We start from the raw sequence: 20,735 nt of genomic DNA on the forward strand, positions 1-20,735 counted from the left end.
TTTTTTAAAACTGTAATTTCATTAGCTATTAATAAAATTAAACTTTCCCATTTTCTCATACTCTAAATATAATTCTAATCTTGCTTGCATTTTCATTCTTCCTCTGAATGAATCATTCTTTGCCAATATCATTGTTTCATAATCTATTTCGTGTTTATCGGCAATACTATTCATTTCTCTTCTTACTCTTTCTGCATTAATAGAACTTAATTTCTTAGCTTCATAATTATTAAATACTACCATTGTTTCATCAAATTTTGATGGCATAATTCCCCATAGTGAAAGGTCATAAGTTTCAGTTTGATAATCATACCAAAGCCAAAGCAATAGGGCTTTTTCATACTTCTCATCTTTCATCCATTCACAAAAATATTCTCTTTTATAATCCAATTAAAACACTCCTTTTATAGATTAAATTATAACTTTTTCTTTCCTTCACCTTCATGTTGTGATAGCTTATAGATTATCATATAGAAGGAGATGATATTATGAAACCAGAATATCAATTGCAAGCCCAAACAATGATAGATGTTTATAAATTCACTGAAGAATTTACAGGTGGTTACATTCTTCATCCTGACGAAAGAAAAGAAATTGAAAAGAAAGCAATAAACTTAGGTAATATGACTTGTGGACTTTTTGTAGGCAATGATGAAATTCTTAAAGATATTTTAATGGGCAATCTAAGAGAAGCTCTTAAAGATGCCACTGGTAAAACATTGAAAGTATCCCATTCAGTTAAATTAATATAAAATTATAAGAATTAGATATGTAGAGTAAATACTAAATTTGCATATCTAATTCTGAATTACTTTAAATGATTCATTTTATAATAACTATTTAGAAAACTTATCCCAAAGATAATTTGCTAATTCATCACATCTCTCTTCATCAAATTCCACGAAATCATCCATCGTCATCGTACCTACTGAGTAAGCTTCTTTAACTCTAGTTAAGTCATAAACATAAGTCCCATCTGAATCATTTAACCCAAAGAATTCCACTAATACTTCAAATAGATTCTCTTTTGTCATTTCCATTTTTACATTCTCCTCTTTAATTAAAATCCTTATTTCATCGAGACTTTTCAATATAATCTTTAAATCTAGAAATAGCTTTATCATAAGTCACAATTTTAGTAAAATATAAATCTATATTATTCCCGTTTCCTTGCAGCCCATCAAATTCATAAAAATTTTCATTGCTGTCTAATTTTCTTTCTAGATTATCAAGAGTATTTCTAATACTTTTAATTTGCTCTCTGAGTTTAATTTCTGTCTGCTCTTTTTCTGTTTCCATTATCATCAATTCGCTAATCATTTTATTCATTTACTAACACATCTCCTTTTAATTTAATGATGGATTATTTCACTAACTGTTCCAATGTCATGTAAGGTTCATTTTCTGCATATTTCATATTAACAAAGCAGCTATCATCATTCATAAATTGAAACATGATATAGGCTAATTGATCCTCATCTTCATCATAAGCAGTAAAGTATATGTTCCCTTGATCCTCTGAAATGAAAGTAATATCAGTAAAGTAATTTCCCTCTAGATAATCAGTGCAATTTTTAATATCAAGCATATTAACTTCTCCTTTATGTAAATTATTTTTATTTTCCTTGTCTTCATTTTCTTGTTACTTCTATTATAAATCGAATATACATAAGTTTCAATTGTTAATTTAATTATATTTAAAATAGTTTCTCATTAGATAAAACTTACATTTTAATAATTTTCAAACAGTAATTCAGAATCAATGTTGAAAAGTACTCAACCTATACTTATCAACATATTTTCCAAATCTTTAATATGATTTTTTAACCAATTAACTTTTTCTTCTCTTTCTTTAACATATTTGTACGCATGGTCATTACAAGAATCATCGTTACCTAGCTCTAAATTTTCAGCTTTTTCTATTTCTAAAACCTTCAAACTATTTTCAAATGATACAATTGCTTTGGTTAATAACTCATTAGTCTCTTTAATTGCAAAATTAATTCTTTTGATTTTTTCATTTTTCGTCACTTTAACCATCCCCTTCAATTATAATTTATTTATATTAAAAGATGAGATTATATCTTTTCCAATATATTCAAACTAATTTCTGTATTTTTATCTATTACAGTAGATATTTCGTGTTCATTTCTGAATACTATTTTATTTTCATTTTTCTTAAAAACTCCTGGCATTTGATACGACCAGCTATTTCCTATTCTCCCGGTTATTATCAGGTTTTTATCAAATGGAATTTGAAATATATTATCAATGGTTCCAATTTTTCTATATAACATTTCGAACAACTCCCTTATATATTAATAATTTATTTTTATTATTTCCTTCTGATATAAATATAACACACACAATTGTATGTGTAAAGCTTTTTAATAAAAATAAATTACATTTTTTATTTCTTTTTATTCTTAGCATACTCTTCCACTTCTGACTTAAGATACATTCTAATTCCATCTTTACTTATATCCAATAACTCTGTGTCAAAGTTCAATTTAATTTCATTGTAATTGTTTTGAGTGCCATACATTCCAATTAGTCTAAAGTTAGTATTATCATGTTGAGTTACTTTATTTTTAAAGTTGATCATCACTTCTACTTCTTCATCTTGATACAATCCCATTTCATACGCTTCATGTAGAGATGGTGAGTAATATAATTCATTCACTCTCTTTTGTCTTAATTCTGATTGAGTTTTGTATAATATTTCTCGTTTGCGTTTCTCTTCTGCTAATCTTTCTTCTTCTCTTCGTTTAGCTTCAAGTTCCTTGTTATATTGATTTAAGCTATACCATTTCAATGTAGAATTAATTACTCTAGGAACAGTTACCTCAAATACTTCTAACACATTAAGAGTGTTATAGTAATCAACCAATTTAGGAAACTTACTTTTTCCTTTGTAATTTATTTCTACTATAATTTCACCTTGTTCAGTTATCAATATGACATCTGCTTTAATATCTCGATCCCAGTCCATGTTGTAACGTTTACTTAATGATACATTGTTGATTACTTCTATTATCTCGACTTCGTTGTGATGATAACCTTCTGATAAATTAATAAACATTCCAGGAACAAACAGATTATTCTTCCAGTGTTTATGTACAATCGATTCTCCTGTTCCTCCACAGTTATCTGTATTCTTATGTGCTAGGTGCTTTTGATATACTTCACCATGCTTACAAATTAATTCTGCTGCACAATCGATACAGAAATATTTATTACCTTTGATTGCTTTCGTGTGATGGATGACGTTTTTATTTTCATCGTAACAATATACAGTTTTAACTTCATCTTTTCTCATTGATTAGTTACCTTCCTTTTCATTTTTATTGCCCCCTTCTATCCTTCACCCTACCTGACTGATGCTCATATGTTGTGCGGTGTAAACACCTCTTGTGAAAATTACATTTTCCCATCTGAAACAATACAGTAACCTTTTCAAGAAAGTGGACAAATTTCTTTATTATATAATAGTAGAAATGTCCACTTTGCTTTTAAACCCTTGATACAGTTGACTTCAAAGGAGGTTGATTGACGAAAAAGTAAAGCAAAGTTTGTTAAAAAATGCCCTTACTTTCAATTTATTTATATTTAAAATGTCCACTTTAAGGTGATTAAAATAAGATAATAATTATAACATCTTTACTGTTAGGTAAAGTGAAGGAGAAAGAAGACTTTCTTTCTTCAAGTTATATGAGTGGGTGAATTGTTACAGTATTTCGATTGTGCGATTATTGATAACTAAACGTGAACCAAGTAAAACTTTTACTCTTGCGTCCGAAAGGACTCTGTTCAATTTAGCAATCTTTAACCTTTCAGATATTTCAGATTTTTTGTATATCCCTTTATCTATAACGTTTAAATTTTGAATAAATAAATCTACTTGATCAGGTTTCTTATTGAGTTGTTTCTCTTCTTCTATCTGTCTACTAAATTCTAATTCTTTCATCTCACCATAATAATTAACATTTTTAATCTGTGAAAAAACAGCGTTAATTATATCTTCATTTTGTACAACTAAATTAAATTCACCTTTAGGATTAGGATTCCTTTGTATCCTTTTTAATGTTTGATACATTTCTGCTGCGATATAACCATTCTGTATACTCTTAAAGATAGCATTTTTATATTTACCTCTATACACTTGAGTTGATTTATTACCTATCTTGTCATCGGAATAATGAAGAAATTGTATTAGATAATGTTCAAGTGGTAAATTAGGTGTGCTGATTAACCAAACTTTATTGAAATCTGAAGCCCAGTTTTTACCTATCAAGTTTCCATACCAGCTAATCGCAATGGATTGATTATCATAATCTGGATCGTTTTCCTTATCGTCTTTATCTTTCCATACAGTAACATTAGGATGATTTCTTATTATTCTTTCATGTAAGTTTTCTGCCAATTCTTTATGACTAACCAATAGGATTTTATCTTCTGGTTGTTGAGTGCTAATTATCTTATCAATTAATTCGTTAAAATAGTTAGCTTTATGATTGATAACATTGGATTTAGAAGAGTTATAATTGTATACGTTGAATGTTGATTCAGTATGATCAATGATTCTAGTTTGGTCAAGTAGTTTAAATTTATTTGGATTACAAGTGTAAACTCCATCAATCTTAGCTGAAGCATCTAGTATAATGTTATTCTTCAATCCCCAATGTTTATGTGATGGATTTCTAGTTGATAAGTTACCAGAGTTATAAAGTAATATGTTCTCAAAGAAGAAAGGTATTTCGTTTATGAACTCTGCTAATACTTTCCTGTGATCTGAGTTACTTATCGTGTAATTGTCTAATGCTAAGTTTGCTTCTCTGAGAAAGTTTTTAAGTGTTGCAGGATGTAACTTAAACTTATGAGTAAATACTTTATTAGTCTGTTTCAGTGCAATTTGTTTATCTATGAAGTTTCCTAATGATTTGACTACTTTGAGATAAGTTGGTTTTAGCTCAGTTGGCAATATTTCATAAATAACAGCATCTTTTTTCTTGTTGAATGTGAATATAGGAAAGTTAACTTTTTCATCTATAATTAAAGTCTTCCTACCTTCTGCAAACGCATTTTTAATTTTTTCATTTTCACATAGTTTTATGTAACGTTGATGAGATATGAATACCATTCTCTTATCTTTAAGCTTATGCAACTTCTTTCTCCATTGACTCCAGTTTTCATGTGTGATCGCTATTGCATCATCGTGTATGTCTAATAGATTGATAAAGTCTACACTTTGAATAGAATCCTCGTTGAATTTCTTAACCACTAAATAGTTATCGTTTGGCTTGTTGAATCCTGGTAGAGATTGAATATTAAGTATCTCATTTAGCAATCTGTTTACTGTATAAGATTTACCTAATCCAGTCTCAAAGTTTAATACATTAAATACATCTTCTCCTGTCTCATATTCCATAATTACTTTGACAAGGTACTTCATTTTCTCTATGTATTGATTACCATACGTCTTGGAATACGGATCATTGAAATCTAATTGAATACTCATTTTGATTACTCCTTGACCGGTGATTAGTTTTCTTTATTCAATTGTTTGTATTCCTGTATAGCTGTGTTTAACCTATCGCTCTTAGGGAAAAGTGTGAAGAGTTTAGATGTATGTGGGTTCTGTGCTATTGTGATAAACTCTATCTTCTTACCTCTAAGGAAGTTAGATAACTCTAAGCTATAACAGAAAAAGAAATCATTCTTATTCATATGTATTGCCTCCATTATGTAATTCGTTTATATATTAATCGTCTATGTATGATAATGGATATGTAAGTATTTGCTTACGGTAGATTGATTACTCTAAGGACAGAAGTTATAAGATGTGAGGATTTGAATTGTTGATATGCTAAGTCATTAGACATCTCCTTTCTTGTTAAATCAATTGTATTAGAGTCACTTAAAAAAGAATAGAACTCTACTACTCTATAATATCACATTTACAAGAGTTTGTATAGTAGTAATTTAATTATATTTAAAGTTTTTTATTAGACAAGTATGACTAGTTGGATTATTATATGTTCTATTATATGTTCTATTATATGTATAACAAAGACATTAATCTGCGCATAACGGTTATCGTGCGACGGTGTAAAAATACACTAAACAGCTTAACTTTTATCATTTTCAAATTTAAAATTTTACAAAGTTTACCATTCACTCACCTTTTCATGCGTGCGTATTAGCTGCTGGATCAATTAAATTTAACTTACATTTATTTCCTATATCCCTATGGAATGGTTATTCTATCGGGTTTTTTGAGTAAAAATAGGCTATTTTCTACTAATAAATGGTAATATAGAGGGGGCATAGTTTACATTTTTAACCAATTATGTGACTAGACATTTACCCCTAACACTTCCATCCACACACCATAGTTATTTTTCCATTTCATCCCAATTTTCCTCATTTTCAGCTTATTTCTATCGGAAAGTCTATCGGAACATGTCGATAGAACCCTTGATACCATTGACTTTCTCTCACCTCTCATTTTCTCAATTTTACCATTTTTACACCAAAAAGTGGCTTCAGCCTTACTCTCCCAAGGGCTGAACGATACTCCACCTCGATAATCACTAATTTATCTATCGTAAACACCTCATAAACCCTTATGTATCAACACTTCATCCCCTATTTCAATCTCATATTTACCCTATCGACGATACACCTCTATCGGGGGCTTATTTTACACTAATTCGATCACTCTATTTTCCACCTGTCATATAACCTTAAATTTGACCAAATATTCTACTCGCACCATATTTCTATCTCAAAACAAGCGTTATACTCCATTTATCTATAATTTACTTCAAATTACTACCTTATCCATTTCCGATTTTCTCCATAAAAAATAGGCAGCTCATTATCTGAACCACCTAAAGTGAATTTGCTATGTAATTATTTACCTTAAAATTAAATTCTTCACTTAATTATGTAATTTAATCATATTTAACTCCTGACTAACCTCTCACCAAAATACTCATCAATGAATACAGATCCTTCTCCAATTTGACTCACATAAAGATTTTTCTTACTTCTCGTCACAGCAACATACCAGAGCCTACTTTCTTCATCTAACTTTGCCTTTTCATGGGGGAACTTCTTCTCTTCTACTCCAACTAGAAAGCAACTGTTCCACTCAAGACCTTTTGAGGAATGAACGCTCATCAACTTAACACTATTCTTCTTAGCTTTCTTACTCAAATTCGTTCCATAAACGTAATTGATAAACTCTTCCAAGTTGTCAGTCTTAACAAACCCTTTTAATATGTTCATATTTTTCAATCGTTCCTGGATTTCTTCCTCATTAGTATAAGTTTCATATATGTAGTTCTTTAATTTAAACAATTTAATTATATTATCAATCAAACTTTTAATTCCTATGTTACGTTCCTTCTGCATTCTCAACCTACTTATATTCTGTTCAAATTGATTCTTCTTTTCATAATGCCACTTAACGTCAAACTTATAATCCAAGAAATTTTCATATAAAGATAAGCTGTTCTTAGCGGATTGATCTTGCACATCTTTCAATATTGTATTCTTAAAGAATTTTAATGAATCGTTCCTTAAATTCCAAACATTTATAAAAGCTGCGTCATCTTGCAAATTATGTACCAATCTTAAATAACTCATAATAGCCAGTATCTCTTTTCTTTGGAAAAATGAATCTGTAGATGTAATATCGTAGTCAATCTCCCTTGCTCTAAGTTCATTTTCAATATGAGCAGCATGTGCATTCATACGATATAATACAGATATTTCTTTTAACTCTTCCCCTTCTTCTATTAATCTCTCAATATGGTCAACTACTTTAATGGCTTCGTCTTCTCTTGTTTGATATGTATGTAATGTAATTTCTCCATCTTCTTCTGAGTTTGCAATAGAATCCTGGTAATGATCAAAGTTTTCAAAATAAGGTCGTATGAATTCATTGGCAGAGTTTACAATATTTCTAGCTGAACGGTAATTAATATCCAAGTGAAGAATCTTAGCGTTCCAATCCTTTTGAAATTGCATCGCATACTCTAGATTTCCCGCTCTAAAGCTATAGATTGACTGGCGAATATCATACACTGCAAATATGTTCCCCTTCTTTGCTAACAATTTTAGCAACTCATTTTGTACAAGGTTTGAATCCTGATGCTCGTCAATTAGAACATATGTATAATCCGTTAAATCTGGATTCTCCTTTAATACTTTATAGCATTCTAATAAAAAATCATCGAAATCACATAGTCGTTTCTTTTTCTTAAGTTCTTCATATGTATGGTAAAACATTCTTAAAACTTCTTCTGTATAGTTTGTCTCTTTATATACAAATTCATCATTCGGCATTCTCATATAGTTCTTTTGATAAGAAATCCATGATAAAACTTCTGAAGTATTCACCTTTTGATCAATTCGTTTAAACTCATTTTCAATTTGCCAATCCTTAATTAAGTTTCTACTATTGATGTAACTCCCTGTTTTAGCTAAAATTCTTCCACATATAGCGTGAAATGTTCCTACATGGATATCATTAAATCCCATTTTTGACAATTTGTTTTTTAATTCAGTAGCAGTTTTATTGGTGAAGCTAATAGCTAGTATCTTTTCTTCATGTACATCATGGTTAACAACTAAATTCCTAACCCTTTCTAATATAATACGTGTTTTCCCACTTCCTGCCCCTGCAATTACACCAAAAGCCCCTTCTGTAACTTCAACTGCAGCTTTCTGTTGTTCATTTAGTTCAGTCAAATAATCCTCTCCTTTATATATCTTATGCTTTTAATTGTAATTTATTTATATTTAAAATACAATACTTAATTATAATTAAATTAACATACCTCTTTAGCGTTTCAATGTGCTCCATAATTGGTTTTCTATAATACCAAGGTAGATACAAGTACATATACATTTAAACCTACTAGGGAGCTTGTTAGCTGGTTTAGAATTGATTCTAAGCAAAGAGAAAACAGCAGATAAGACTTATACCTGCCGTTTTGGTTTAATAAGATACGGTTTTAAATCCACTTCATCAGAAATTCGCTTAAATATCGCATGGTTCCCATTGACCACTGGTTTAAAAATACCGACAAATTGATACTTATTTGTTTTGAACACTGGATCTTTTAGCTTCATGAATGTAATTCTATTTCTTACATAGAATTTCATATTTAATTCATTATTTTCATCCACATGTTTTTCAGTAATTTCAGTCCAGTCAGAGTTAATCAGATTCATCCATCCGTTTCTGTCAGAGAGTGTACCGTCCCCTAAATCATATGATAAATGTGGAAACCATAGCGAATACTCATCGTTTAAATTTAAGCCTCCTTGTTGGAATCCTTTATACTCTCTTCCAAGACAATTTATTATATCCACTGTTCTATCGAACGTAAAATTATCCTTAATGCTGATAATTCCATTACTTTTAGCTGATTTAGTATAGTCTTCAATTTCTTCCCAAGCTGTAATATTATTTCTTGAGGCTAAATCATTTATTAAATTTACAAGTTTATCCACTCTATTATGAATGTCATCGATTTCCTGACTTGCATCTATTCTTTCAATAATTATCTCTTTCTCTTTTACAGCTTGAAATAACTTGCCAATTTCATAAGTTCTTACTTCATCATTAAGAACATTTCCTAAGTGATATGCCTCATCCACTTCTATCCCTAAGTTTATTTGAGGAAAAAATAAATCGATTAATGCGTACTTACCATCTGCTCTTTTAACATACTGTTGAGTTACTGGTTTTATATCAAGTCTATCTAACTTAGTCCAAATTCGATTAAGAATATAGTTCTCATAATCTTTTCGCTTGGTTCGAGAAAAAGTGCGTATTAAATAGTCTCTTTTATTTTTGTTCATTTGCTTTCCCCTTTTAATATATTATATGAAAATTATACCTTATTTTTGCGACAAAAAACGTTAAGCACTTTCACTGTACATCGCTAATTCAATTTCCATAATACGTTTTCTAACTTTCTCAACAGGAGTACCATATATCTTTGTATGTTCTTCAGTTAAATGACAATTTGAGTATCTTATTCCCCTTTTTATTGGTGGAGGTAGCATTTTCACAAAAAATGGATCTAATTGCATTCCGTTAATAAAAGGCATAAATATAGATTCATATCGATTGGTTTTCATAGCTGTTTCTACTTCTATAGGTAGGAGCTGCTCTTTTAAGTCGTTATATATTTTCCAATTAGTGTTTTTAAATATGAAATTATTACAGCTGCTAGATCTCATAATATTCCAAAGCTTATCAGGTAGCTGGTTAGGATTATGAAAAAGCCAATTGATGCATAGTCTATATTTTGGACATTCCGCCATCATAGACTCAGCTAACTCTTGGAACCCGTCTGACATAAACTGATGTGGTTCATTAAATACGATTAATGTTGGATCATCAGTTTGAATGATTTTCTTTATCCAAAACACTTTCATCGTTAGTAAGTACATTAGTATTTGAACACATATGTCTCCTATATCTACTTTTTTCATTCTTAGAAGAACTATCTTTCTTTCTCTAATCCATTTTTCAATATCCATATTCTTGTTTGGTTCTTGTGCAATCATATGTTTAAAATGAGGATTACCAAGAATCATTTTAAGTCTGGTTTTGACGGTAGCAATTGCCTTATCATTTTTAGCATTTAAGAAATCATGATAATATTCTAGAGCTAATAATTCGTCTTCCTCCTTTACGATTTCATACATGCTGTTAGCAAATTGTTTAGACTTAAGACAGCAATACATATCGTAAAGATTACATTTGCACACCTTGGCTATTAAAGAACAAATTTCTTGAGATGTTGTAGTATCTTCTAATCCTAATACTTTAGTGAAATTGTCCGCTATCACATTCATCCCATTAATTCCAATTAAATTTGCTACATCCTCTAATCCAAAATACACAGGGTTATTATAGTCACCTAGATTAATGTCGATTATCCTGTCACTAGGTAAGGATTCTAATAAAGAATCACACATCCCACGACCATTTCCTTTTTCATCAATTACATCAGGTACAATAGCTCCAGCATTTATTGTGTTAGCAAATTCAACTATCATATTAATAGCAGCAGTATCTTTTCCCATACGGGGAGAGCCGGTTAGAATATTTGTATTACACAATGCATCTAAGTTATCACTTGGTAACCTTATCTCAACTTGTTTGCCTTTGTCTTCCGTATGACCAATTAAAATACCGTCCTTTTTAGTTAACATTTTATTCACAGACAATTCTTGTCTTTCATCAATACCTAAGTTAAAGTCTTTTTGTATATTTCTTTCAGGTAATTTAATAAAGTTTTTAATTTCTTTTCTGGTTAACAACATTCTTTTGTTAAAGTTCAATAAATACGTTTCGATTTTTCTAGATACAAGGTATTTTTTGTACCATTTTGCTAATTTTCCGTTCTTAATCTTACATTCAATAAGCTCATTATCTCCATTTAACTGTTTTAGGGCTAGTATTATCCCTCTTGAAATCATTTCAGATCTTCTTATACTCTCTCCTTTTACAATAACTCGTAGGCAGCAATCAAAAGCAGGGGCTCCTAATTTTGTATTACTTGATTCGGTGACTGCAACTCTCTTTGACAATCCTTCTTTTCTTCGCTTGGCTTCTTTCCACCAATCAAATTCTGCTGGCTGTATACCAAATTGAATAAATACCTCTTCGCCTTTTTTGATTGATTGAGATTGCTCTATCAATTCTCGTATAGGTTTTTCTTTCAACCTTTTATCCATCGATAAAGCTAATGCAGATGTATGCTTGAGTCTTATATCAAATGCAACCGTGGTATTTGATCTTTCTGGGATAGGATTTTCCACCTTAATTTTTGAAGCTTTATGCCATGTAAAATTCATTGTTTGTAAGGTTTCTTCTTCTATAGATTTAGGAAAAGTAACATAATTTGTGTATTCACTATTCGTAATTTTAGTTTCAAAAAATAATTTGTTTTGAGTCGGCAATGTAATACCTTCTTCACTAAACTTAAATTGACTTCCCATATAAGCTAATTCTTGAAATGTGTCTGACAAATAATCCAACAATAGAAATACTTTTTCATTTGTTGTTGATGGGGTTGGTTTCATTTTGTAGGTTACAAGTGGGGTACGCTTAATTTTTAGATTGAATTTTAGGTCAGTTTTATTAATCTTTGGCAAAGTTATTTTGGACTTTACTTTGGTTTCATCAGTTCTAATTACTTTAATAGGCACTTTCATAGGAAATGCATTCTTAATTACTTTCTTTTTTATTAATGGATCATTTAAATGCCCCAACATAATAATTTTCATAAGTCAATCACAGCCTTAATAACAGAGATCGCTTTAAGTAAAAAGTAATTATCGTTTGCTTCAACAGTGTAATAGATGCCATGAGGAAAACCGATTAAATATCCAAATATAAATCCAATAATAGTAAAGACTATTTTCTTTAGCATTATCCTCCCACCTTTACACTATCTTTGAAATTCATATTCTGGAAAGCTTCTGTTAAAACATCATTCAGCATATTACCTATTATTGCAAATAACATAACTGCTGAAGGAATTAAGAAACATCCTGCAATAACAATGACTGAAGTCAATATGACTTGTTTACCTGCGTTACGTTTAAACAAAAATGTAATTACTCCGATAAAGAGTGCCAACGTCCCACAAACCATGCTAATATCCTTGAAAACATCCCATAAGGGTTGCATACTATTCCAAATGTTCATTCCACCTGTAGTAGAAGCAAATACTCTACTTTGAGACATCATCACTCCCGAAATTCCCCATAACCACGTTGCTAACTTTTTCATCTTCTTTGCTTCTTTTTTAGTCTTTGGTAAATACTCGGATATATCTATAATTTCACGATGTATTTTTTCGTTGATTTCTTCACCGTTAATCCTTATGATCATTTTTCTTATCCTCCATTCTTTTTACATGTTTAAAACCGAAAGCCCAGTAAACAATAGTTGTAAAAAGCATACCGAAAAAAGGAATCATCATTTCACCCGCTTCAAAGAATAATTTAATTGTATTTAGGAGATATTAAAACAAGACAAAATGGAAAGGTGGAATCTAAGATGATAACTGCGACTTTAATTGGGGTTGGTTTAACGTTGATTACAATTGGATTATTACCGTTCTAAACAAGCTATCTAAAATTTTCCCTACGTCAAAAGGTTTTATCCTTCGGGAAAATTATATGATTTGCATGTTGGAAAATATGACTGTTTTTATAAATTGAGTAATAATTACCCCTCCCTCTTATTTAGGAGGGGATAGTTTTAATTTTTCTAAAACAGTCTCAGGTGTCATTCCTTCTTTTATTAGTAAATCAATAGTAGAATACCACTCGATAATTATTCTTTTACATTCTGTGCAGATACTTGGAAATTTGTTAACACCTTTATATTCTCGATTACACGATTTACATTTATGCTGATAAATTTTCATATTATCACTCCTGCTGTGGCGAATATTTTCAAATATTGCTAGAAATAAATAGATATCAACGAAGATATTTATTAAAAACATCAGTAGGATTACTTTTTGCCTTAACGCTACTACTTCTTGCTGGAATTACGCTTTTCTTTCTAGCTTTTGGCTTATACTCAACAACTTTGATTTCATTAAGAGTATTCTCTTCTTCATCTGCTAATGTATCTAATTCTTGCATTCTTGAGTTAACCCAAGGTAGACCACTAAGGATAGAAATTACTTCTCCTCTTTTCTCTTTATAGTTTCCTTCAAAAAGATCATACGGACGCTTATTTTTAAAAACATTAAATATTTCATCATAATCCATAAGTTCCATTAAGTAGTCATCTCCATTGAAAATAACTCCCGCTCTAATTACTTGATCGTATTCAATAGGAGCAAATATACTGTTAATCCATGATTCTTGTATTTTCTTAGCAAAATGATTAGTTGTTAATGCTGTCCCTGAAACATCCATAACTTTTGCTACACCTATGACTGACACTCCTTTCACCGAGAATATTTGTCGCAAATCTTTTCTATCAATCACTCCATTTTCACTGCTTTTATTTGTGTATTCTAGCAGCTTATTAATCATTGAAATGAATTCCTCGTTAGTTTTCTTATAAATGATATTTTTAGAGATAAAAGTGTTACTATTGGTTAGGACTGTATTGTTGTCAATTGGAATAACGCAAAAGTCTAAATCGGATAACTCACTAAGAGCCTCTAACGAATTTAGTTTATTATTGAGTGTTTCATTGTTGGCAGGTAAAATCGGACAAGCTACAAATGTCTTATCAGGCATCTCGTTAGATAGTATTTCTAATAATAACGAGCTCATCCCTGAACCACTTCCCCCACCTGTACCGAATGGGACTAAAATAACTTCAATTGATGGTTTGGATAAATGCTTTTTAACAAAGTTTACAGTTGACTCCCAGTTATCTCTCATTAATTGTTTTGCTAATTCTCTATCTTTACCTACTCCTTCGCTACCTAATAAAGAGTGAATCATATCTTCAGGTATATTAGTAATTGATTTTAAATCAGTTTCTGAGTAATTTATCGCTACACTAGTGTAAAAATGCTTAGCTGCTAAATCAGCAATGTTTCCTCCCGCTTGCCCAAGACCTATGAATCCAAAATACATATATTATTCCCCCTCATTTTCCAATTTGATTTGTAACGCTTCTATTCCTCTTGGTGTAACGAACATCTTAAATTCCTTTTCTTCTCTTACTATTTCAATAAATTTCATTGGTTCTAAACGATAAAGGCATTTTCTTAGTGTCGCTTCTGTGATCCTTGCATCACTGTTTAACATGTCTTCTGCAACTTTTCTTCTTTTGATTGATTTAAATTTCTCAGTTGCATTGTTCTCTGTTAAATAACTGAGCAAAAAGAAATCCTTAACTGTTAGACTGTCTACTATTTCGTAAAAATAAGTATCGGTAATTATGACGACTACCTCCTTCATCTTTAAATATTTTTGACTATCGCTAGAAATAGTTGAATATTTTCTATGATATTCGTCTATCTGATTTAGAGTATAAACTTAAAAACAAGCAGTACGCAAGAGAAAAATATAAATTTTGCTGTACTTTTATAAAAATAATTGTACTTTTCTTAATAGACTTGCTATAATCATTTTAGACAAGTATATTTTAAAGGAGGGTAGAAACAATGGGGGAACTTATAATGTTGGAATCAAAACTAAAGATAAAACTAGCAGAAGCTAATATGAGTAATACCGAACTTGCTCAAAGATTAGCTGTCAGCAAACAGACAATAACTAATTGGAAAAATGGTCATAACAATCCACCGATTGAAACAGCATTCAAAATTGCCTACATATTGAATTGTAAGGTTGATGATTTATTTGTATACATAGACGATGAAGAATAATTTGTTTCTTCCCTCATATTGTTTTAAATATAATTAAATTGACAAATACTCAATTTGTAATGTAAAATAAAGACAAGGGATATTTTTTATCTTTAAAATATAATTAAATTACATAAAAACAGGAGGTGAAATGAATGGTCAGCAAGATGAAACGACATACTTTAAGTGAGGTGATAAGTTATGTTGAGGAAATGATGCTAGAAGGATCTGCTTCTTACGAAATGGAACTCTTTTATCAGGTGTTTAAGTGGCAAGGCGAATACATAGATACAAAGAAACATAGAAAGCTAATTAATGAGATTATTAGAGAAATGAATACATATTATGGATTTTAAATATAAATAAATTAATATAGGTAATTTTATCAAGCGAAGTGAAATACCTTGTAAGTATACTACTTCCATATTACAGTCAAAGTTTTTGTGATAATTCATAGGATTATTGATCATAAAATTGATATTGAATATAAATAAATTACAAAAGGAGAGATAATTTATTTGAGTTATGAGAATGTGACCATCTGGTTCGCTAAGAATGAAGATGGTGAAATAATTACTATAAATGAAATTAATGAAAGTAATAAGCGAAACCACTTCCTATGTCCTGTTTGCGGATCAGATGTAATACCTAGAGCAATTAAATCAAAACATATGTCTCAGCATTTTGCACATTTGGATAAAGACAAGTGTAATAACGAAACAATGATCCACTGGTGGTATAAGAACAGGTTCTTAGAAAAAGGTGATAAGTTTACCGTAGTTTCTGATAAGGAGAGAGATTATGTAGTAAGTAAAGTTTTAGTCGAGCAAGAATATGAAACGAGTGAGAGAACGTATAATCCAGATGTCACAGTATTAACTGAATGCGGAAATCGAATTTTCTTTGAAATGAAATACAGTAATGACAAGGATGTTAAAGACTACATAGACATTTGGCTAGAATTGAGAGATATCGTTGTAGAAATTGATATAAAGCAATTAATGTTAAAAGAGAAAGTTCCTAAATTTAAGGCGCTATTTTATGAAGGAAAGTGTTTTAACACAAAGAGAAACGATTCTTATTATAATACAATCGGCAAACATAAAGAATATTTATATAAATATGAAAATGATGAAAAAATAAAATCGAGAATAAAACAGTTAGATTGGTTTTGGGACGATGTTATTAGGTATAAAGAAGGAAATAAGGATGCTATTGAAATGGCGATGATAATAGATACATTTAGCACTGATGACAAAGATGTTATTATGTCGCTATTAAAAAAGGCGATATGTGGAAATTTATATAGCGAATATAAAAGAATTAAGTCTCTTGATGATATAGTCAAATTTAATACTTTGGTTTCTGAAAATAATAAGATTGCGCAATTTGTAAAAAGATTAAATGACAAATATAAAAATTTTGATAATGATATCTATATTACTCTTAAACATAAAGAGCGTAAGAAAAGTAAAACATATTATAATGGATCACGAAGACACCCTTACAAAAGCTATGACGTATTTTCTCACTATGAATATTATATTGCTGTGGAATACGATTTAAGATTGATTAAAGCAATATGGTTAACAAACAGAATAAACGAATTTAGCACTGTTGAACAATTAGATAACGTCATATATAACTCACTAAACATCAAAAATAAGAAAGTTAAGAAAGAATGCATAGATTGTCATAAGGGATTTTTTATTAAATTTGCTGAATTGAAGTACTATATCAAACGTGATTTAATAATACCCAAAAGATGTAAGGAGTGTAGAAAAAAACGAAGACAACTTAAAGAAAGCGAGGAAAATAATTGATAAAACTACAACAATATCACGTATTTAAAATTACTACTTCCCGTCTTAATGAGTCTGATTGTAAAATTGATAAACTAACAGTTCATCAAGCTAGATTAAACGGAGAGTTAGTACAAATAGGTGACAATCAAGTATTTCGCTCTATTAGGCATATAAGGAATCAGAAATTAGACTCTAAAAGATTGAATGAGTTGACAAATAAAAGGAATAAATTAAAACAAGATAAAGAAATCAATGCTAATGAAATACATACTCTTCAACAAGAAATAGACAGTATTCTTTTTGTCCCTGATATAGTAAATGTCAAAGTAGACGATAAACGTACTTATAAACATATTTGTAAAAATGGAATGCAAGTCAATGGTATTACATATTTGCGTCTAAGTTCTGGCGCTGGACAATCTCGTAGAAATACTGCTTCTTTCGTCAATGTGGAAATTAAAGAAGAATTAGAAAGAAAATTAAATTGTGGATTGAAAATAGATAAAATAAACGTTGCGAAGTATAATGCTTATTTCGGTCTACATATGTCTGCTACCTACCCTGTTCGCACTCCTCGAGTTTGTTTAATACCAGATTGCGAAGAATATAAATTAATTAAAACTGTCGATTGGATTGAAGATATTACAGATGATAACGGGAAAGAAATTCGTAAAATTAGGGAGCGAGATGATTTCGAGTTCGTTCCTAACCTTTGGGATGGTCAAGGTCTTATCTCCCCTTCTTTCGCTGCTAAATGGCAAAAAGATTTAGAGTTAGACTACCTTCCTTCTCAGTTTGGCATAAGAACTGCTTTTATTAAAGGAATGCTCTGTACTTTTGATTTTCATAAGTATGCTTCTGAAATTGCTAAAACTAATAAGATATTAGATTACTACGGTAAAGAATGGGATATATCCGAGATCGATATATTACTTAGTACATCCCAATTCAAGATGTATAAATATTATTCGTCTTGGGATCAATACACTCAATTGCATGAATTACATAAACATTCATGGGGAGTTACAAAAGTAAATCCTAAAAACGATAATGAAATGAGTCTAAGTAATTATCAGTACATACAAACTCTTAATCTATCTAACGAAAAAATTGAAAAGTTAATTGAACCAACAGTCAATTGGATTAAGAATATTTGTGAAGGTGACAAATTACACTCTCTTCTCTTCCTATTAGGTAATTCCACTGAAGGCGACACTCTTTCGCATATATTTGATAGAACAAATAGTAATTTTGTGAAAGCTGTTTTATATAATGACAAGTTGTTAAACGACCCTTACATAAAGAAAAAATTATATGATGGAATAGCTACTAAAATCCAAGAGGCTAAGATTGGCAGACTATGGTGCAGAGCAAATTATCAATGCATGGTTTCCGATCCATACGGTCAAGCACAATGGGCTTTCAACCGGAAAGATGTCACAGGTCTACTTGGTGAATTTGAACACTATTCCCATTTTTGGAATGAAAGAAACGTATCGAAAGTGGATGCATGTAGAAGTCCTATGGTTGATTTTCATGAGCATAATATACTTAATTTCAAGAAAAATGAGGATACTAGAGAATGGTATAAATACATAAAATCAGGGATTGTTTATAATTGTTGGGGAACTGATACTATACGTCACAGCGATTCTGACTGGGACTATGATATTGTTTTTACAACTGATAACGAAATCATTATGAATAATATTTACCCAGATAAAAACGTTATTACGTATGATAAGGCATCTGCCCCACCTCAAAAGTTAAATGCAGCTAATTTAGTAAAAACAGACTTGAGAAGTTTCGATTCTAAAGTAGGTAGTATAACTAATTATTCAACTACATTTATTTCTATGTTGGCAAACTTTAAGGAAGATTCCGAAGAGTATCAGATACTTCTAGATAGAATTAAATTACTAAGGAGATATATTGGAGATTCTATCGATCAAGCTAAGGGGATTAAGATGAAACCATTCCCTTCTGATTGGAAGAAACGTGAATACTTATATGAAGATGATGACGAGCAAACTAAACAAGATAAATATAAGCATAATTCATTGGTTGCCAATCGGAAACCTTATTTCATGATTTATGTCTATGATAAATTACGAAACGAATATAATGAGTATAAAAAGAAATGTGAACGCACATGTAAAGAGAAATTCGGATGTAGTCTTGATCAACTCTTGAAGAAACAAGATAAATCTTCTCAAGAAATGTATTATGTATCTGATTATTATAGACGAATGCCTGTAATAAAAAACAACGCAGTTATGAATGTTCTTTGTTCGATGGTTGAGAAGATTGATTTTAAATATAAACGTCCTAAGAATACTGAGAATGCAAATGAAATGTTTGAGATTCTCTATGACAAAAGTATTCCTTTGGACATAAAGAAACTGAATCAGTTGATTGAGTTATATAAGAAATTTAAGAAGAAAAGACACTTTAAGCATAAAAACAATATTCTTAAATATATAGATTTTGAGATTGATCAAGATAACGAACATGATAAACAAGTAAATGAATTTTATGAAGGGATTAGACATGAAGCAGAATTAATATGCCCTAATCAAAGAGAGCTAGCTAACTATCTAGTTTATATTGTTTACTACCTCTACCCTTCTGAACCAAAAGAGTTTGCTTGGAGCATAGGAATAAATGGAATTTTAGAAACACTAGAATCGAAAAGTGATAAGTTAATTGAGATTCCAATGAGTGATTCTAATGGAACGGATTATTTAGGTAAAAAATATTCATTGCAAAGGGTGGTAGTTTGATTATATTTGATGAAAAAAAATATGCAGAAAACATGTTAAAGAAAGGTTTCATGACTAACCATAAGAATGTATACGAATTATTAATCTTATCAAAGTATTATTATGCTGAAGGATTACAACATGACGAGGTTAAGAGTAAAGTGGTTGAGTTTTGCGAAAAGTATGTTGACTTCTTCTCTATTGAAGAATGGTATAAGATTATTAATAAAACAGTCGACATTGCTAAAAAGAGTAAATTTACAACCGGAATTAAAGTTGAAATTACTAAAAATGAATTAGATATTATACAAAAGCTTGAAAAATTAAATGAGCAGAAATTAGCTTTTGTAATGCTTGTATTGTATAAGTTTTATGGTTATAGAAAGTTTGAAATTAGTATTGAAGACTTATATCGTCTTTGTAAATTGAATATTAACTCTAAAACTAAGTTGGAATTATTACAGTCTCTTACTTCTAAAGAGTTGATTGATATTAATATGGGTAGTAAACGTTGGGTTAAGTTTGCTGAAAAAGATGGGGATACAATTATTACTATTACAAATTTTGATGATTACATATTTGAGTATTTAAAATATATAGGCGAAGGTAAATATGGGAATTGTGAGGAATGTAGAAAAATAATTAAATTGACAAGCAACCGAAAGTCTCATTGTACAGATTGCTGGAAAATCCATCGTAATGAATACCAGAAAAAAATAATGAGAAATAAACGAAGAAAAAATGTTAGCATTTAGAAAAACGCTGAAACTATTGGTACACATAAG

22 protein-coding genes are annotated in these 20,735 nt (G+C 30.1%); 6 read left to right on the top strand and 16 right to left on the bottom strand.

Annotated elements, in window-relative coordinates:
- Positions 1–21: 21 nt before the first annotated feature.
- Complete coding sequence (locus NSS71_RS08560; protein WP_341151543.1) at positions 22–390, bottom strand: hypothetical protein; 369 nt, start codon at positions 388–390, stop codon at positions 22–24.
- Positions 391–488: 98 nt separating this feature from the next.
- On the opposite strand from NSS71_RS08560, the gene NSS71_RS08565 reads away from it, so the two are divergent.
- Positions 489–752 (top strand): hypothetical protein, encoded by a 264-nt coding sequence (locus tag NSS71_RS08565; RefSeq protein WP_341151544.1) that lies wholly within the window; start codon positions 489–491, stop codon positions 750–752.
- Positions 753–836: 84 nt separating this feature from the next.
- Here the strand turns inward: NSS71_RS08565 and NSS71_RS08570 are convergent, their stop codons facing one another.
- From NSS71_RS08570 to NSS71_RS08640, 15 genes are all read right to left on the bottom strand, one after another.
- Positions 837–1,040 carry a hypothetical protein gene (locus tag NSS71_RS08570; RefSeq protein WP_341151545.1) on the bottom strand — a complete coding sequence of 68 codons (204 nt, stop codon included), beginning with the start codon at positions 1,038–1,040 and terminating at the stop codon, positions 837–839.
- A gap of 34 nt (positions 1,041–1,074) precedes the next feature.
- Positions 1,075–1,329 (bottom strand): hypothetical protein, encoded by a 255-nt coding sequence (locus NSS71_RS08575; RefSeq protein WP_341151546.1) that lies wholly within the window; start codon positions 1,327–1,329, stop codon positions 1,075–1,077.
- Positions 1,330–1,363: 34 nt separating this feature from the next.
- Complete coding sequence (locus NSS71_RS08580; RefSeq protein ID WP_341151547.1) at positions 1,364–1,588, bottom strand: hypothetical protein; 225 nt, start codon at positions 1,586–1,588, stop codon at positions 1,364–1,366.
- 188 nt (positions 1,589–1,776) lie between these two features.
- Positions 1,777–2,031: a hypothetical protein gene (locus tag NSS71_RS08585; RefSeq protein WP_341151548.1), complete on the bottom strand. Its 255-nt coding sequence runs from the start codon at positions 2,029–2,031 to the stop codon at positions 1,777–1,779.
- Between the two features lie 47 nt (positions 2,032–2,078).
- Positions 2,079–2,297: a hypothetical protein gene (locus NSS71_RS08590; RefSeq protein ID WP_341151549.1), complete on the bottom strand. Its 219-nt coding sequence runs from the start codon at positions 2,295–2,297 to the stop codon at positions 2,079–2,081.
- 113 nt (positions 2,298–2,410) lie between these two features.
- Positions 2,411–3,319: a competence protein CoiA family protein gene (locus NSS71_RS08595; protein WP_341151550.1), complete on the bottom strand. Its 909-nt coding sequence runs from the start codon at positions 3,317–3,319 to the stop codon at positions 2,411–2,413.
- Positions 3,320–3,727: 408 nt separating this feature from the next.
- Positions 3,728–5,518 (bottom strand): hypothetical protein, encoded by a 1,791-nt coding sequence (locus NSS71_RS08600; protein ID WP_341151551.1) that lies wholly within the window; start codon positions 5,516–5,518, stop codon positions 3,728–3,730.
- A 1,448-nt stretch (positions 5,519–6,966) separates the two neighbouring features.
- On the bottom strand, positions 6,967–8,760 hold the full coding sequence (locus NSS71_RS08605; protein WP_341151552.1) for an ATP-dependent helicase: 1,794 nt from the start codon (positions 8,758–8,760) through the stop codon (positions 6,967–6,969).
- A 231-nt stretch (positions 8,761–8,991) separates the two neighbouring features.
- Positions 8,992–9,879: an AbaSI family restriction endonuclease gene (locus tag NSS71_RS08610; protein ID WP_341151553.1), complete on the bottom strand. Its 888-nt coding sequence runs from the start codon at positions 9,877–9,879 to the stop codon at positions 8,992–8,994.
- Positions 9,880–9,939: 60 nt separating this feature from the next.
- Positions 9,940–12,321: a hypothetical protein gene (locus NSS71_RS08615; RefSeq protein ID WP_341151554.1), complete on the bottom strand. Its 2,382-nt coding sequence runs from the start codon at positions 12,319–12,321 to the stop codon at positions 9,940–9,942.
- Positions 12,318–12,467, bottom strand: a complete 150-nt coding sequence (locus tag NSS71_RS08620) for a hypothetical protein (RefSeq protein WP_341151555.1) — start codon at positions 12,465–12,467, stop codon at positions 12,318–12,320. The genes NSS71_RS08615 and NSS71_RS08620 overlap by 4 nt, the downstream gene beginning before the upstream one ends.
- On the bottom strand, positions 12,467–12,931 hold the full coding sequence (locus NSS71_RS08625) for a hypothetical protein (protein WP_341151556.1): 465 nt from the start codon (positions 12,929–12,931) through the stop codon (positions 12,467–12,469). The genes NSS71_RS08620 and NSS71_RS08625 overlap by 1 nt, the downstream gene beginning before the upstream one ends.
- 352 nt (positions 12,932–13,283) lie before the next feature.
- Positions 13,284–13,472 (bottom strand): hypothetical protein, encoded by a 189-nt coding sequence (locus NSS71_RS08630; protein ID WP_303984636.1) that lies wholly within the window; start codon positions 13,470–13,472, stop codon positions 13,284–13,286.
- 55 nt (positions 13,473–13,527) lie between these two features.
- Positions 13,528–14,649: a cell division protein FtsZ gene (locus NSS71_RS08635; RefSeq protein WP_341151557.1), complete on the bottom strand. Its 1,122-nt coding sequence runs from the start codon at positions 14,647–14,649 to the stop codon at positions 13,528–13,530.
- Positions 14,650–14,652: 3 nt separating this feature from the next.
- Entirely contained in the window at positions 14,653–14,976 is a 324-nt protein-coding gene (locus NSS71_RS08640) for a hypothetical protein (RefSeq protein WP_303984638.1), read from the bottom strand.
- Between the two features lie 206 nt (positions 14,977–15,182).
- Here NSS71_RS08640 and NSS71_RS08645 point away from each other — a divergent pair, with 206 nt between their 5' ends.
- From NSS71_RS08645 to NSS71_RS08665, 5 genes are all read left to right on the top strand, one after another.
- Positions 15,183–15,404, top strand: a complete 222-nt coding sequence (locus tag NSS71_RS08645) for a helix-turn-helix transcriptional regulator (protein WP_235850195.1) — start codon at positions 15,183–15,185, stop codon at positions 15,402–15,404.
- A 134-nt stretch (positions 15,405–15,538) separates the two neighbouring features.
- On the top strand, positions 15,539–15,739 hold the full coding sequence (locus tag NSS71_RS08650) for a hypothetical protein (RefSeq protein ID WP_341151558.1): 201 nt from the start codon (positions 15,539–15,541) through the stop codon (positions 15,737–15,739).
- A 162-nt stretch (positions 15,740–15,901) separates the two neighbouring features.
- On the top strand, positions 15,902–17,206 hold the full coding sequence (locus NSS71_RS08655; protein WP_341151559.1) for a competence protein CoiA family protein: 1,305 nt from the start codon (positions 15,902–15,904) through the stop codon (positions 17,204–17,206).
- Positions 17,203–19,971 (top strand): hypothetical protein, encoded by a 2,769-nt coding sequence (locus NSS71_RS08660; protein WP_341151560.1) that lies wholly within the window; start codon positions 17,203–17,205, stop codon positions 19,969–19,971. Before NSS71_RS08655 ends, NSS71_RS08660 begins: the two co-directional genes overlap by 4 nt.
- On the top strand, positions 19,968–20,705 hold the full coding sequence (locus NSS71_RS08665; protein WP_341151561.1) for a hypothetical protein: 738 nt from the start codon (positions 19,968–19,970) through the stop codon (positions 20,703–20,705). The genes NSS71_RS08660 and NSS71_RS08665 overlap by 4 nt, the downstream gene beginning before the upstream one ends.
- Positions 20,706–20,735 lie beyond the last annotated feature (30 nt).

Origin of the sequence: Niallia sp. FSL W8-0951, assembly GCF_038006525.1 — a bacterium.
GTDB classification, from domain to species: Bacteria; Bacillota; Bacilli; order Bacillales; family Cytobacillaceae; genus Niallia; species Niallia circulans.